Source organism: Mycobacterium sp. NGS49 (genome assembly GCF_059812565.1).
On record NZ_JCALCX010000009.1, the window covers coordinates 222,465 to 238,843 of the forward strand.

Consider the following 16,379-nt stretch of genomic DNA (forward strand, 5'->3'; position numbering starts at 1 on the left):
ATTTGTTCGCCGCCGTGGCGGCGCGCGATGGGTCCATCGGCTGAATTGCGTGTCCGCCCAGAACGCGAACAGCCAGCCAGGGTCGGCGCACCAGGCAGATCGCGACAGCAGGCTTGGCGCGCAGCGGTTTCGCCCTCTGAGGATATGTCCGCGCCAGATTTTGGGGGAATCACTTGACTGAAGTTATCCTCGTATATGACAATTTCTTCAGAAGCCTCTTTAGGGAGGCTGCTGTAGGAGTTCATCACCTGCGCGACATACGCCCTTCTCACTGAGCTGGGAGGACTAACTGTCCGAACGCTTCGGAACCTCGGAGGCTCGCGGGCGGTGTTCTTCAGCGCTAGCTGTAATGCGGCCCGTCATGGCGAAAGGAACAGAAATTGTCGTACTTGGTGGTATCGCCAGAGCTTGTGAGCCTTGCGGCGGGCCACCTGGGCGATATCGGGTCGGCGCTCAGCGCTGCCAACGCGGTCGCTTCGCTTCCTACTACCGGGCTTATCGCCGCGGGTGCTGACGAGGTTTCGGCGGCGATTGCGGCGCTCATTCGTGGCCATGCGCAGGCGTATCAGTCGATGAGTGCACAGGTAGCTGTCTTCCACGACGAGTTTGTCGAGGCCCTGGCGGCTGGTGCCAGTTCATACTCCAGCGCCGAGGCGACCAACAAATCGCCGCTGGAGATGGCCGCGGGTGTGGTCAACGCGCCGGCTGCGGCGCTGTTGGGCCGGCCGCTGATCGGCAACGGGGCCGATGGGTCGCCGGGATCCGGGCAGCCGGGCGGGCCAGGGGGGCTGTTGTACGGAAGTGGTGGTCGTGGCGGCTCGGGGGGGTTCGGGCAGCAAGGCGGCCCAGGTGGGCCAGCCGGGCTGATCGGCAACGGCGGGGCCGGCGGCGCGGGCGGCACGGGCGCAGGCGGAGGCGTCGGTGGCCTCGGTGGCCTGCTTTACGGCTCCGGCGGGGCTGGCGGAGCTGGGGGGATCGCCGGACCGGCCGGGACCGGCGGTGCCGGCGGCGGCGGCGGCAACGCCGTGTTCTGGGGCCACGGCGGAGTTGGTGGGGCTGGTGTGGCCAGCGGTGCCGGCGGCGGCGGCGGCAACGGCGGAATGCTCTACGGCAACGGCGGGGCTGGCGGTGCTGGCGGAGTGGGCGTTGCCGGTGCGGGCACCGGTGGGCATGGCGGTCAAGGAGGCAACGCTGTCGGTTTGTGGGGCAGTGGTGGCGCCGGCGGGGACGGCGGCATCGGTGGCGCCGGAGCCGACGGCGTTAATCCTGGTATGGCATCTCCGACAACACCGGCGGGTGACGGAACGGACAACACCAACAACCATGGGAAGGCCGGGGGCGACGGCTATGGCGGCATCGTTACCGGACAAGCCGGCGGTAACGGCGGCGGAGCCGGGACCGTCTTCACCAACCCCGCAGACGGGCTCGCTGGCGGCAAAGGCGGTGACGGCGGCTCGGGCGCAGTGGGGGGCGCGGGCGGCACGGGCGGCGCGGCCGTAGATGGCGCCACGGCCGGCGGGGCTGCCGTCGGCGGACGCGGCGGCCCCGGCGGCACCGGCGGCGCCGGCGCGCCCGGCGGCGCCGGGGGTGCCGGTGGCCTAGCCGGTAGCGAGTACGCCCCTGACAACAGTCGTGGCGGCACCGGCGGCACGGGCGGCGACGGTGGCACCGGCGCGCCCGGTGGCAGGGGCGGACGAGGCGGCCTCGGCGGCGATTCCGACGGCAACGTGACTTATGACGCAAACGGCGGACGGGGCGGCGCTGGCGGTCGCGGCGGGGATGCCGCCAGTAACGCCGGAAGCGGGGGCGCAGGCGGGCTCGGTGGCGCCGGGGGGCACGGCGGGCTGCTGTTGGGCGACGGTGGCACGGGCGGTTCCGGAGGGGCTGGCGGCACCGGCGGAGCGGGCGCCTCGGGTGGTGTCGGGGGAGCGGCTGGAGCGGGCGGCGACTCGCTCAATAAGCGCGCCGGTGACGGCGGCTTCGGCGGTGACGGCGGCGCTGGCGGTGACGGCGGGACTGGCGGTGCCGGTGCGGCCGGCGGCGCGGGCGGTAGAGGTGGACTGTTGGGGCTCGCCGGCAGTGACGGGGTCGGCGGGATGGGCGGTACCGGCGGTGCGGGAGGTGCCGGCGGTGACGGCGGCAACGGCGGTCCCGCGGGAACAGGTGCCAACCCCGGCGACGGCGGCGACGGCGGCATTGGCGGCACGGGTGGCCAAGGTGGTCTCGGCGGCGTCGGCGCTCAGGGCAGCGCCGGCTTCGGTGAGGTCGGCGCCGCAGGCAAGGCGGGCCAGCACGGATCGAAGGGCTGATCGCGACGGGCGACATCCGACGGCGGCGAGGAACGATGATGGCCTACTTGCCGACAGCACCAAAAACCGTCGGGGCGGCGGCCGGGGATTTCGCCAGGATCGGGTCAGCGATCAGTGCTGCCATTGCGGTGGTGGCTCCGACTACGGAATTGTCAGCCACCGCTGCGAACGTTTTGGCGCCACCATTTCAATGCGGTTTCGCGGGAATGCCCAAGCGGATCAGAACGGAGGTGCCCTACGCCCTGCTTGAGATCTATCGCGAACCATAAGCAGGTCCTAGTGTCTCGGCCATCTCGAGCGAGAAGTCCGGCACGGCATCGAATCCTATTGTGCCACCGGGCATTCCGAACCACTCTCAAAATTGAATATCATTATTGATTTACCCAACACAATCAGTACTGATTGCATGTCGTTAATGAGTTGCTGGCATTTACCGTAAAAACGCAAGCTCCGCACCCATGTGCTGAATAATCGGCACTGACGTTACGCTGCTGTCAAATGCAGTGCCGCCGCGGCCTTTGCGGACACAATGGTAGGGAGGAACGATCTATGGATTTCGTTGTGCTGCCTCCTGAGGTGAACTCGGCGCTGCTGTTCAGCGGTGCCGGATTGGGGCCGACATTGACGGCAGCGGCAGCTTGGGATGGCCTGGCCAACGAACTGAGCGCGGCCGTGACCTCGTTTTCCTCGGTAACTTCAGGCCTGGTGGGTTCGGCGTGGCAAGGTGCTGCGTCTGGGGCGATGGCGGGCGCGGCGGCACCGTTGCTCGAGTGGCTGCGTGCAGCGGCGGCATACGTCGGAGACGCGGCCGCCGGCGTTCGGGTGTCGGCGGCGGCGTTCGAGGCGGCGGTCGCGGCGACGGTGCAGCCGGAGATCGTCGCAGTCAACCGCGCTCAGCTGATGTCGCTGGTGGCCTCAAATCTGCTGGGTCAGAATGCCCCGGCTATCGCCGCCGCAGAGGCCCAATACGAGCAGATGTGGGCTCAAAATGTGGGCGCCATGTTCGGTTACCACGCTGAGGTCTCAGCAGCTGCTTCGTCCTTGGCGCCGTTGAGCGTGCCGCGGAACCTGTTGGGAGTGGTCGGCGTTGCCAAAGTCGCCGCAGCCGGTGCCTTCCGCAACCTGGGCCTGGCGAACGTCGGACAGGGCAACATCGGCAACGCCAACATCGGCGATTTCAACTTCGGGTCGGGCAACACCGGTAGCGGAAACGTCGGCAGTGGCAACATGGGTAGCGGCAACTTCGGTTTTGGCAACTCGGGTGCGGAGTTGACCGCGGGCCTCACCAATTTCGGATTCGGCAACACCGGTAGCAACAACATCGGATTCGGCAACACCGGTGACAACAACATCGGATTCGGCAACACCGGAAACAACAACATTGGCCTCGGGTTGATCGGCACTGGTGGAGCAGGGTTCGGCGGATGGAACTCCGGAACGGGCAACATCGGATTGCTCAATTCGGGAACCGGGAACGTCGGCATCGGCAACTCCGGCACTGGTAACTGGGGAATTGGTAACTCTGGAGAAGGCTACAACACCGGTATCGGTAACTCGGGCACCGTGAACACAGGCTTCTTCAACTCGGGGCTAGCCAACACAGGAACCGGCAATACAGGCAATTACAACACCGGCAGCTTCAACCCTGGCACCGGTAACTCCGGCGACCTGAACCTAGGTAACTTCAACACAGGCGTGTTCAACAGCGGCAATTACAACACCGGCTTTGCGAACTCAGGAAATGTCAACACCGGCGCTGTGATCAGCGGCAATTCAAACAACGGCATCCTATGGCGAGGCGATAACCAGGGCTGGCTGTTCGGACATGGCCCCGGCTACGGCAACTCGACGACCGAACCTTCTTCGGGCTTTTTCAACAGCGGCGTCGGTACTGAATCGGGGGCTTTCAACACCGGCATCAACAACTCCGGGTTGTTCAACTCGTCTTCGGGAGCCGACGGCAACTCCGGCCTCGCCAACACCGGTGTGTTGACGTCGGGACTATCGAACTCCGGCAACACCGTGTCTGGACTTTTCAATTCCAGCACCCAGGGCACCGGGACGGTCGCCTACCTCTCCGGTGGATTCAACACCGGAACCAACATTTCGGGATTCTTTCAGGGTGGCGAATCCAAATTAAACCTCGGCTTCGCAAACGACGGTGCATACAATATTCTCGCCAACGCCAATGTCGGGAACTACAATCTACTCGGCAGCGGAAATATCGGTAGCTTGAACCTCTTCGGCAGCGGAAATCTCGGTAGCTCCAATCTATTTGGCAGCGGAAATGTCGGTAGCTTCAACCTCTTCGGCAGTGGAAATGTCGGCAGCAACAACTTCGCCAGCGGAAACATTGGCAGCTACAATGCAGGTCCCGGCAATCTCGGCAACTACAACATCGGAATCGGCAACTTCGGCACCGCGAATACTGGTTTCGCGAATGCCGGCAATTCAAACCGGGGTCTGGCCAACTCCGGTAGAAATAATATCGGCCTCGGAAATACCGGCAATAACAATATCGGAATCGGACTCACTGGTGAAAACCAGGTCGGATTCGGTGCATTGAATTCGGGTAGCGGCAACACCGGTTTTTTGAACTCCGGGTCCGGAAATATAGGTCTACTCAACTCTGGCACCGGAAACGTGGGAATTGGAAACTCCGGCACCGGAAACACAGGCGCCCTGAATGCCGGCAACCTCAACTGGGGTATCGAGAACGCAGGCAACGGAAACTCTGGCCTGCTCAACGCGGGAAGCTACAACACAGGTACAGCGAACACCGGTAGCTTCAACACGGGTGCCGTTAATTCTGGCAGCTACAACTCCGGTGCAATGAACCCGGGTGACACGAACACCGGCAATTTCAATATCGGCAATATCAACACCGGCAGCGGCAACCCCGGCAGCATGAACACCGGGCTACTCAATCAAGGAGATGTCAACACCGGAGCTCTGAACACGGGCAACTTGAACAACGGCTTCTTGCGCGCTGGTGATAATCAGGGCCAAATTAGCATCAACATCTCGTACACAACTCCTTACCTCCCCATTAATCAACAGCTGGTGGTACCAGTAAATTTGGGTGTGACCTTTCCCGCCATGGCCGTGCCGATTACGCAGGCCGGGACAGTTTTTGACAGGCACTACTATCTGAACGACGTGTTCTACTTCGGCCCCGTCATTCTGGGCGCGTCTACTTTGACCACTCCGACGGTCACGCTTACTGTCGGCGGACCGGCGGTCACCATTCCCATCAGCTTTGTCGGTGCCGTAGAGAGTCGCACGATCACATTCCTGGACATCCCAGCCGCGCCCGGCTTCGGGAATTCGACCACCAATCCATCCTCTGGCTTCTTGAACACCGGCGCTGGCCGCATTTCCGGCTTCGGGAACTTCGGCGCTGGTAGTTCGGGCATGTGGAACAGCGGCATGTCGAGCGCGATCGGAAATTCAGGGTTTCAAAACTTCGGTGCACTGCAGTCGGGGTGGGCGAATCTGGGCACCGGCGTCTCGGGCTTCTACAACACGAGCGCGGTCGACTTAGTTTCACCTGCCAATGTGTCGGGTCTCGCAAATGTGGGCACCGACCTCGCCGGTATGTTCCGCAGCGCGACCGGCACAACCTTCAATCTCGGTGTTGCCGACAATGGCCAGCTCAATCTAGGCAGCGGAAACCTGGGCAGCTTCAATGTAGGCAGCGCAAATATCGGTAGCTACAACCTCGGCAGCGCCAATCTTGGTCTTTATAACGTTGGTTCCGCAAATCATGGCGTATATAATTTTGGGCCAGCGAACGTAGGTGACTTCAATGTCGGGTTGGCGAACTTGGGCAGCTACAACCAGGGTATCGCCAACACAGGCAACTACAACCAAGGCCTTGCCAACACGGGCAGCAACAACGTTGGCTTCGCCAACACCGGGTCAAGCAATTACGGCATCGGACTCACCGGCGACCATCAAGTCGGCATCGTGGGGCTGAATTCTGGCTCCGGAAATATTGGATTTTTCAATTCTGGTACAAATAACGTCGGTCTATTCAATTCAGGCCACGGTTCTTTCGGAATCGGCAACTCAGGTAGCATAAACACGGGACTATTGAACACTGCTATCACGAACACTGGCATTTTCAATTCCGGGAGCGTCAACACCGGCATCGCCAATGCGGGCAACTTCAACACCGGATCCTACAACGCCGGCAACACGAACACCGGAATGGCTAACCGCGGCGATTTCAATACAGGCTGGTATAACGTCGGGAACGGTAGCACGGGCTTCGCGAACCAGGGCAATATCGGCACGGGTGCGTTCATAACCGGGGACATGAACAATGGCTTTTTCTGGCGTGGCAACAATCAGGGGCTGCTCGGTGTTCATTATGCTATTCTCATTCCCGAGATTCCCGCGCATCTCGACATCGACGTGCCCCTCAACATCCCCCTCAATGCTGGCTTCACGAACACCGTATACAGCGGTATCACCCTTGAGGACCTTCATTTCGGCTTCACCACGCCGATCGGCCCAATACCTTTTGCCTCGGGGTTTATTAATTCCGTCACACTGTCACCAATCACGGTAAGTGGCCCGCAATTCTCCGGCAATATTGGCGAGAATGATGGTTCGACGATTATAAAGATCCCTGCGACGGCAAGCATCGGACCCGTCGACTGGACGCTGATCGACATTCCGGCGTCTACCGGCTTCTTCAACTCGACGACATCGGCGTCTTCCGGATTTTTCAATAGCGGATCGGGAAACGTATCCGGGATCGCAAACTTCGGTGCAAACGTGTCCGGCTTCCAGAACGTCGCGGTAGGGGGAACCTCCGGACTGAGAAACTACGGATCGCTGGTGTCGGGTTTGGCGAACTTGGGCGACACGGTATCCGGGTTGTTCAACACTGGCATCAACACCCCGGCCAACGTCTCGGGAATATCGAATACCGGGAGCGACCTCGCCGGATTCTTCGTCGACTACCAACAGGGTACGTCTATGTTCAACTTGGGGCTGGCCAACGTCGGGCACGAAAACTTGGGCTTCGGCAATTTTGGCAACAGCAATCATGGTCTTGGCAATATTGGGAGTTTCAACGTCGGCGATAGCAACATCGGCATTTATAGCGTAGGCTCCGGAAACCAGGGGATATACAACTTCGGCCTGGCAAATCTGGGCGATTTCAACATCGGCGTGGCGAACCTGGGCCACTTCAATCAGGGCGTCGGAAACTTGGGTAACTACAACCAGGGATTCGCCAATTCCGGCAGCAATAATATCGGCTTCGGTAACACCGGCAGCAACAACGTCGGAGTCGGGCTCACCGGTGACAATCAAGTCGGATTCGGAGCCCTGAACTCGGGCCTCAGCAATTCGGGCATCTTCAATTCAGGCAGCGGCAATATTGGTCTATTCAACTCGGGAACCGGGAATATCGGCATCGGCAATTCTGGCGCCGGCAACTTTGGTATTGGCAATACCGGGAGCACGAACACCGGCGTTTTCAACGCCGGCGCTGTCAACACCGGTTTACTCAACCCCGGTAGGGTCAATACAGGGATCGGCAACACCGGTAATTTCAACTCGGGCAGCTTCAACACGGGCAATGTCAACACAGCCGGATTCAATCCGGGCTCGTACAACACCGGCTATCTGAACACAGGGAACTTCAACACTGGGTTTGCGAACTCGGGCAATGTCGACACCGGTGCCTTCATCTCCGGAAATTACAGCAATGGCTTGCTGTGGAGAGGTGACCGCCAGGGCTTATGGGGCGTAAGCATTGTAGAGACGATTCCTGACACAGGGATCCCGTTGCACCTTCATGTGCCGATCTACTTCGACGTGCCGATCAACGGAACCTTGGGTGTACTCAGTATCCATGGATTCCAGATTCCCGCGGTCGACATCCAGTGGACGTTCTTTGACGATATCGCGACCAGAGGGGTGCACGTCAGCCCTATTAATATTCCAGACATTGACATCAGTATGCCAAACGTGTCTTTCAACCTCGGCACGGGCCCGGGACCGCTGGTCGATATTGTCGGCGTCGGGAGTCTACTGCCGATTCAGATCCCGATTGTCGATATCCCCGCCGCTCCGGGCTTCGGAAACAGCAGCACTGCTCCGTCGTCGGGCTTCTTCAATACCGGTCCAGGTACGGTGTCGGGATTTGGCAATAACGGCTTCAATAGTTCCGGCGTCCTGAACCTGAGTGGTGGTGGTTCGGGGCTCTCCGGCTATAAGAATGCCGGCGCGATGTTGTCCGGAGCGTTCAACAGCGGGAACACCATCTCCGGATTTTTGAACGCAAGTAGCAGCGTGTTGCCTTTTAGCTCGCCCGCACTTATTTCAGGATTGGGGAATTTTGGCGTAGATATGTCTGGCTTCGCCAGCCAGACTTTTATAGCTAATCTGGGCATCGCGAACATCGGCGTCGGGAACCTCGGCAATGGCAACACTGGTGTGAGCAATGTCGGTGCCGGGAACCTCGGTGATTACAACCTGGGTGTGGGCAACATTGGCAGCTTCAATGTCGGCCCCGGGAATCACGGCATCTACAACTTCGGTACGGCGAACCTGGGTGATTACAACATCGGGCTGGCGAACCTAGGCAACAACAACCAGGGGTTTGCCAACGCGGGCAACTACAACCAGGGCCTTTCCAACACCGGAAGCAACAATATCGGCTTCGCCAACACCGGCAGCAACAACTACGGCATCGGACTTACCGGCGACAATCAGGTCGGGTTCGGCGCCCTGAACTCCGGCAGTGCAAACATCGGGCTCTTCAACTCCGGCACCGGCAACGTCGGACTGTTCAATTCGGGCAGCAATAACGTCGGGTTCTTCAACTCCGGCACGGGCAACACCGGCCTGGGCAGCCCCGGCATCAGCAACATCGGCATCGCGAACACCGGCGGCGCCAACTGGGGGCTGTGGAATCCGGGTACCGGCAACACCGGCATCGCCAACGCGGGCAGCCACAACACCGGCTTGCTCAACACCGGCAACGTCAACACCGGCATCGCCAACCCCGGCAGCTACAACACCGGCAGCTACAACATCGGCGACCTGAACACCGGCAACGTCAACCCCGGCGACTACAACACCGGCCTGTTCAACACGGGCAACTACAACACCGGCTTGGCGAATTCAGGCAACGTCAACACCGGAGCCTTCATCACTGGCAACATGAGCAACGGCATTTTGTGGCGCGGTGACTACCAAGGCCTCTGGGGTGCGTACCTAGCCATCTCTATTCCTGAATTCCCCTTGCTGAATTTCGATGTCAACATTCCGATCAACATCCCTATTCGCGCCGACCTCGGCCAACTCGGAGTCAACGGCTTCACTATCCCGGTGGTGACGATCAACGCGGCTGGCATCACGGACTTCAGCATCGGGCCGATCAGCATTCCCACGATCACTGGCACCTTGCCCGTGATCGATGTGACTATCGGCGGACCAGATACCTCCATACCGATCGCGATCAGAAGCGGTGTGGGTCCCATCAACATTGTGTTACTCGACATTCCAGCGGCTCCGGGCTTTGGAAATTCGACCACCGCCGCCTCGTCGGGCTTCTTCAACTCCGGTACCGGCGCGGCATCTGGCTTCGGGAACGTTGATGGCCGCAACTCAGGCTTCGTCAATACCGGCCTGCCGGGCGCGCCAGGAAATTCGGGCATCCAGAACTTCGGCTCGCTGCAGTCGGGATGGGCGAACCTGGGCAATACCGTGTCAGGTCTTGGCAATACCAGCACCGCCGGTTTGGCCACGGCCGGTGGTATCTCCGGCCTGAGCAACGTCGGCACGAGCTTGGCGGGGGTCCTCGATGGAACGAACGGGACAGTTATCAATTTCGGTGTCGCAGACCTCGGCAGACTCAATGTAGGCAGCGGAAACCACGGCATCTACAACATCGGAGGCGCAAACCTCGGAAACAGCAACATCGGCTTCGGCAACATCGGAATCTTCAACGCGGGCGCCGGGAACCTCGGTGATTACAACCTGGGTGTGGGCAACATTGGCAGCTTCAATGTCGGCCCCGGGAATCACGGCATCTACAACTTCGGTACGGCGAACCTGGGTGATTACAACATCGGGCTGGCGAACCTAGGCAACAACAACCAGGGGTTTGCCAACGCGGGCAACTACAACCAGGGCCTTTCCAACACCGGAAGCAACAATATCGGCTTCGCCAACACCGGCAGCAACAACTACGGCATCGGACTTACCGGCGACAATCAGGTCGGGTTCGGCGCCCTGAACTCCGGCAGTGCAAACATCGGGCTCTTCAACTCCGGCACCGGCAACGTCGGACTGTTCAATTCGGGCAGCAATAACGTCGGGTTCTTCAACTCCGGCACGGGCAACACCGGCCTGGGCAGCCCCGGCATCAGCAACATCGGCATCGCGAACACCGGCGGCGCCAACTGGGGGCTGTGGAATCCGGGTACCGGCAACACCGGCATCGCCAACGCGGGCAGCCACAACACCGGCTTGCTCAACACCGGCAACGTCAACACCGGCATCGCCAACCCCGGCAGCTACAACACCGGCAGCTACAACATCGGCGACCTGAACACCGGCAACGTCAACCCCGGCGACTACAACACCGGCCTGTTCAACACGGGCAACTACAACACCGGCTTGGCGAATTCAGGCAACGTCAACACCGGAGCCTTCATCACTGGCAACATGAGCAACGGCATCCTCTGGCGTGCGGACAGGCAGGGCCTGCTGTCGGCCAATTACACCATCATGGTCGACAGGATAAATGCGTTCTTTACGGTGGACGCGCCGATCAACATTCCCGTCACCGGAACAATTACTGACGTAGATATTCCGGCAATAACCATTCCTGAAATTGCGGCCAGCGGCATTCTAAATTTTCCTGGACTCAGCGGAAAGGTATTGGCTCCGGTCGGCCCTATTCATATCCACGGCGGCGACAGCTCAGCGCCCGACACCACGCCGATCACATTAAGCTTCGGCAACCAGCCGGCGATCAACCTCAACGTCGGCGCGGCGGACGGCTCGACCGGAATACACATCGCCGGCAACGCCGGTGTCGGTCCGGTCTACATTCCGCTCATCGACTTGCAAGCGGCCCCGGGCTTGTTCAATTCCACATCACGCCCATCCTCGGGCGTGCTCAATTGGGGTCAGGGCACCACATCGGGCTTCCTCAACGCCGGTGGCAGCAATTCGGGCTTGTTCAACGTCGCCACCGGTGACGTAGGGAACTCCGGGTTCCAGAACTACGGGTCGCAGCTCACCGGTCTGGCAAATTTCGGTGACACCGTGTCTGGCTGGCTCAACACCAGTACCGCATCGCCCGGCAACGTGTCTGGTTTCGGCAACATCGGCGCCAACCTTGCCGGGTGGTTGAGGAATGGCCCAACCGGCACGAGTTTCAACATAGGTCTTGCTGACCTCGGGTCCTGGAACCTCGGCAGCGCCGACTTGGGCGCCGCCAACCTGGGCAATGGGAACATCGGCGACTACAACCTGGGCAACGGGAATATCGGTCACCTCAACATCGGAGATGGCAACCTCGGCAGCTACAACCTAGGTAGCGGAAACATTGGCCGTGGCAACTGGGGATTCGGTAATTCTGGTCCCTTGCTGACGGCGGCCCTACAGAACATCGGTTTCGGCAACACCGGCAGTTTCAACGTCGGCTTCGGCAACACCGGCAACAACAACATCGGATTCGGTAACGCCGGGGACGGAAACATCGGCATCGGCCTCGACGGCAACGCGCAATATGGATTCGGCGGATGGAATACCGGCAGCGGCAACATCGGCCTGTTCAACTCGGGCACGGGGAATCTCGGCTTTTTTAATTCGGGCACCGGAAACTGGGGTATCGGAAATTCAGGTAGCTACAACACGGGTGTCGGCAACGCGGGGAGCGTCAATTCCGGATCCTTCAACACCGGACTGGTCAACACTGGTATCGGCAATGCGGGCAATCTGAACACCGGCCTCTACAACGCGGGCAACACAAATACCGGAAGCTTCAATCCTGGCTCCTACAACACCGGGAACTTCAATTCCGGCCGCTATAATTCTGGCTATTTCAACACCGGCAACTCCAATACAGGGATCGCTAACTCTGGAAACGTCAACACCGGGGCCTTTATATCTGGCAATTACAGCAACGGCTTTCTCTGGCGTGGGGACTATCAGGGATTGGCCAGCATCGGGTATACCAGCACCATTCCCGCAATCTCGACAAGCTATGAAGTCAGATCCGACATCGAGATACCGATTTACGGCACTATCGATGCCATCACCCAAGACGTTCTGACTATTGACAGATTCCCGATAGACATCAGTCTGGAGATCACATACTGCGTTCTCTACATTCCGGGCATCGGTTGCGTGCAAGAGATTACCATTCCGGTCCATGTCTACACCCAGGAATTGGGTCCCTTTTCGTTGGACTCAAGCGTACTCAACCCGCAGACCGTTATCAGCACGAGTATCTCGCAGCACAGCGCTATAGCCGACAGCGGTCTGCTCGGGCCCTACACTTTCGGCTTCGGCTGGCAACAGAGCCCGGGATTCTTCAATTCGAGCACCGCCCCGTCGTCGGGTTTTTTCAACTCCGGAACGGGCGGCGCATCAGGCTTCCTGAACCAGGGTGACGGTTCTGTTTCGGGTTTCGGAAACAGCTTCGCGCAGAACTCTGGCCTATTGAACTCAATGGGTCCCGACCTGTCCGGCCTCGCAAACGCTGGTATGGAGGCCTCCGGCTGGGAGAACTTCGGTAATTTCGTTTCCGGCGTCGGCAACACAAGCGCGCTAAATCTTCTAGACCGTGCCGCGATCTCCGGTTTCTTGAATTATGGCGCCGACTTAGCCGGTTTCTTGAACGGCGTCACGTGGCCTTAGCTGCCAGTCGACCCGATCCGCTGATTGAAAATGTGAAGGTTAAGGAGAATAAGTGTCATTTGTCATAACAACTCCGGAGTCGATGTCTTGTGCAGCAGCCGATCTTGCCGACATCGGCAACGCAATAGTCAAAGCCAGTGCCGCGGCTGGCGTGCCAACCACCGCCGTGATCGCTGCGGCTGCCGACGAGGTGTCAGCGCAGATCTCGGCGCTGTTCAGCGCCTGGGGCGAAGCGTTCCAGGCGGCCAGCTCTCAAGCACTCGTGTTTCACGACGAGTTCGTGGCAGCCGTTGCCGCTGCTGCTGAAGAGTATGGCGGCGCCGAGGTCGCCAACGCCTCGGCTCTGAAGACGCTCGAACAGGAGGTCCTCAACGTCGTCAATGCGCCCGCCCGAAGTTTGTTGGGCCGCCCGCTCGTCGGCAACGGCGTCGACGGTACGCCGGGTACTGGCCAAGACGGCGGGGCCGGTGGGTTGCTGTACGGTCGCGGCGGCAATGGCGGATCGGGAGGCGTAGGCCAAAACGGCGGGGTCGGTGGGGCCGCTGGATTGATTGGGTCCGGCGGGGCCGGCGGTGCCGGCGGTGCCGCGGGATCGACCGGCCACGCGGGGGCCGGAGGCCAAGGTGGAGCGGGTGGGCTGCTCTACGGTGGCGGCGGAACGGGCGGTAGCGGCGGAAGCGGTGCTGTCAACAGTGGCGGTGGTCTAGGCGGCAACGGCGGCAGCGCGTCGTTGTGGGGCGACGGCGGGGCGGGCGGGGCCGGCGGGGCCGCCGGAACAGGCTCAACTGCCGGCAACGGCGGCAACGGCGGCAACGCGGGGGTGTTCGGCAACGGCGGTCGCGGCGGTGCCGGCGGGCTCGGCGCCAGCGGTGCGGCGGGGGTCAATCCCGGAGAAAATACGACAAGCTACGCGTTTGATGGCGATGCCGGAGCGACGAACGCCACCGGTAGCGGCGAACCCGGCGGTAAGGGTGGAAGTGGCACCCTCGTGAGTGGCCAAGCCGGCGGTAATGGCGGAGGCGGTGGCGACGGCAATGCAATTTCGGGCCCCGTCACGGGGGGGATCGGCGGTGACGGGGGAGACGGCGGACGAGGCGCGCCGGGAGGCAGCGGCGGAATCGGCGGTAGCGGTTACGGCGACGGTGGCAACGCATGGGGCGGCAACGGCGGTAACGGCGGTGACGCCGGTGATGGTGCCCCGGGAGGCGGCGGGGGGGACGGCGGCACTGGCGTCTCGGTGAAGGGCATCGGTAGCGGTGGTAACGGCGGTACCGGGGGCCATGGCGGCACAGGCGCCGCGGGAGGCCGGGGCGGCCACGGCGGTACTGGCATCACCGGCGGCAACGCGGGTCCCGGCGGCGACGGCGGTAACGGCGGCAATGGCGGCGCAGGCGCCGACACCGCGGGTTCCGGCAGGGTTGGGGGCAACGGAGGTAGCGGCGGCCGTGGCGGCCTGCTGGTCGGCGACGGCGGGGCCGGCGGTGTCGGAGGAGCCGGCGGTGTTGGCGGCACCGGCGCTTCGGGCGGCGCCGGGGGTGGCGGGGGCGACGGCGCAAAGGGCGGTGGTGTCGGCGCGGACGGTGGTGTCGGTGGCGACGGCGGCGACGGCGGCGCCGGGGGGGCCGGCGGCAGCGGCGGCAATGGCGGGACGGGTGGCACAGGCGGCGCCGGCGGGATGATTGGTCACTCAGGCGGCCCGGGTGCAGGCGGTGCGGGCGGTCACGGTGGTGCCGGCGGTGTCGGCGGTGCGGGTGGACATGGCGGAGGGGGCCCCAGTTCGGGGAGAGATGGCAACGCCGGCGGTTTCGGTGCCGCCGGTGCCGCCGGCGATCCCGGCAGGTCGGGCTGAAATTCGTTGCCGGCAAGGCGCCAAGCCGCTCGAACGTTGGCAGTACTGGGCATCTGGGAAGTCGCTGGCTGGTGCCTCGTTGCGGCCACCCTGGCGGTGCGCCCGCCTACTCGTCGGTGGCTTTGGGTGCATTTACCTTGTGTGCGGAAGCGAGACCTGCCGCAGACATCACCCGACTGCGGCACCCGGCCACTATGCGGCCGCCGATCTCAGCGTCATTGCCGTGCAAGCCCGTTTGTTTGGTATGCGATGTCCCGGCAGAAAGTGTCAGGTCGATATGTCGGCCAATTTCACGGCGAATTGCGCCGCGTTGAATCGTCGTGTACGTGTGCCCCTTCCGATTGGTGGCGGGGCCGCATTGCCGGTGCATCGAACGAACGCAGCCGCGCCGCGTTGTGCTCAACGAGCTGCTCCGAGGGATCGCTCTGAGCATGGTGGTCGCTGCCGGCTCGGCGCAGGTTGACTGATGCCCCGGGTGGTCTGATTTCCGTGACGCTGGCGAGGCCGTCCTCGGCCGCCGCGATTAATCGGCCTCGGCGGCCACTTGCCCAGCGCCTGAACAGCTGTCGCCAGAAATGCGCGCGCTCACGCCACGTCCAACTATCAAGCATGCCGGGAGTACCTTGATCCGGACTGATGACGGCGTTGCCGACCGCCACTTCCCAGCTGATGCCCAGCTGCGGGGGGTTGTTGCCCTTCTGGCCGCGGCTTACCACGGTGGTGGTGTTCACCAGCTCCACGCCGTGGGCATAGCACCAGGCATCACGTGTCACTTCGCAGATGTCCACGACTGTGTCGTTGGCCAAATGAAGGTACTCAAGTGCCTCTGGCGTCAGGTCGACCACCACCTCGTGGCGCTCGACCAGCTCTGCTGTGTGCTGCACGATTGCGTGGAACGACAGCACCTCCGATGTTGCATCAGCAGTCGCCGCGTTACCGGTCAGGGTCGCTCTAATGGTCTCGACTTCGATCGAGTTTGCCAGCTCAACCGGCTCGGTTCCGTTCGCGAGTGCCTCTCCGTCCAGCGCTGCGCTCGGTAGTGTCAGCGCGTCCAATAGCCGGTGCCGCGCAGCCGTGATTGTCGTGACAAGTTTTTCCGTTGCTTGAACAATCGACAGTCCCGGCGTCAAAGTTTTCTGGGTAGGGCGATCTAGCATGCGCAGTTCCTTCAATAGTGCCAAGGCAAAGCTGGATCCTTCATCGGGCGATCGGCTTCGTGGCGGTGGCTGTGGTGATGTCGCCGGTACGTCGGTAATCGGCGCTGTCGGTTTGGATCCACCAGGAGAGGGGGGTGTGCAGGTTGGTGGTGGTCATGGGTGTGT

The 16,379-nt window shown here is 61.7% G+C and carries 4 protein-coding genes; 3 read left to right on the forward strand and 1 reads right to left on the reverse strand.

Going from position 1 to position 16,379, the window contains the following annotated elements:
* Positions 1-380 precede the first annotated feature (380 nt).
* The 3 genes from AC5Y7D_RS12025 (at position 381) to AC5Y7D_RS12035 (ending at position 15,057) form a co-directional block, all read left to right on the forward strand.
* The gene (locus tag AC5Y7D_RS12025) at positions 381-2,309 is read left to right on the forward strand and encodes a PE family protein (protein ID WP_499924157.1); all 1,929 of its coding nucleotides are present in this window, start codon (positions 381-383) and stop codon (positions 2,307-2,309) included.
* A 549-nt stretch (positions 2,310-2,858) separates the two neighbouring features.
* The gene (locus AC5Y7D_RS12030; RefSeq protein ID WP_499924159.1) at positions 2,859-13,208 is read left to right on the forward strand and encodes a PPE domain-containing protein; all 10,350 of its coding nucleotides are present in this window, start codon (positions 2,859-2,861) and stop codon (positions 13,206-13,208) included.
* A 52-nt stretch (positions 13,209-13,260) separates the two neighbouring features.
* Positions 13,261-15,057, forward strand: coding sequence for a PE family protein (locus AC5Y7D_RS12035; protein ID WP_499924160.1), 1,797 nt, complete (start codon positions 13,261-13,263; stop codon positions 15,055-15,057).
* Positions 15,058-15,347: 290 nt separating this feature from the next.
* Here the strand turns inward: AC5Y7D_RS12035 and AC5Y7D_RS12040 are convergent, their stop codons facing one another.
* The gene (locus tag AC5Y7D_RS12040; RefSeq protein ID WP_499924161.1) at positions 15,348-16,238 is read right to left on the reverse strand and encodes a hypothetical protein; all 891 of its coding nucleotides are present in this window, start codon (positions 16,236-16,238) and stop codon (positions 15,348-15,350) included.
* Positions 16,239-16,379: the final 141 nt, after the last annotated feature.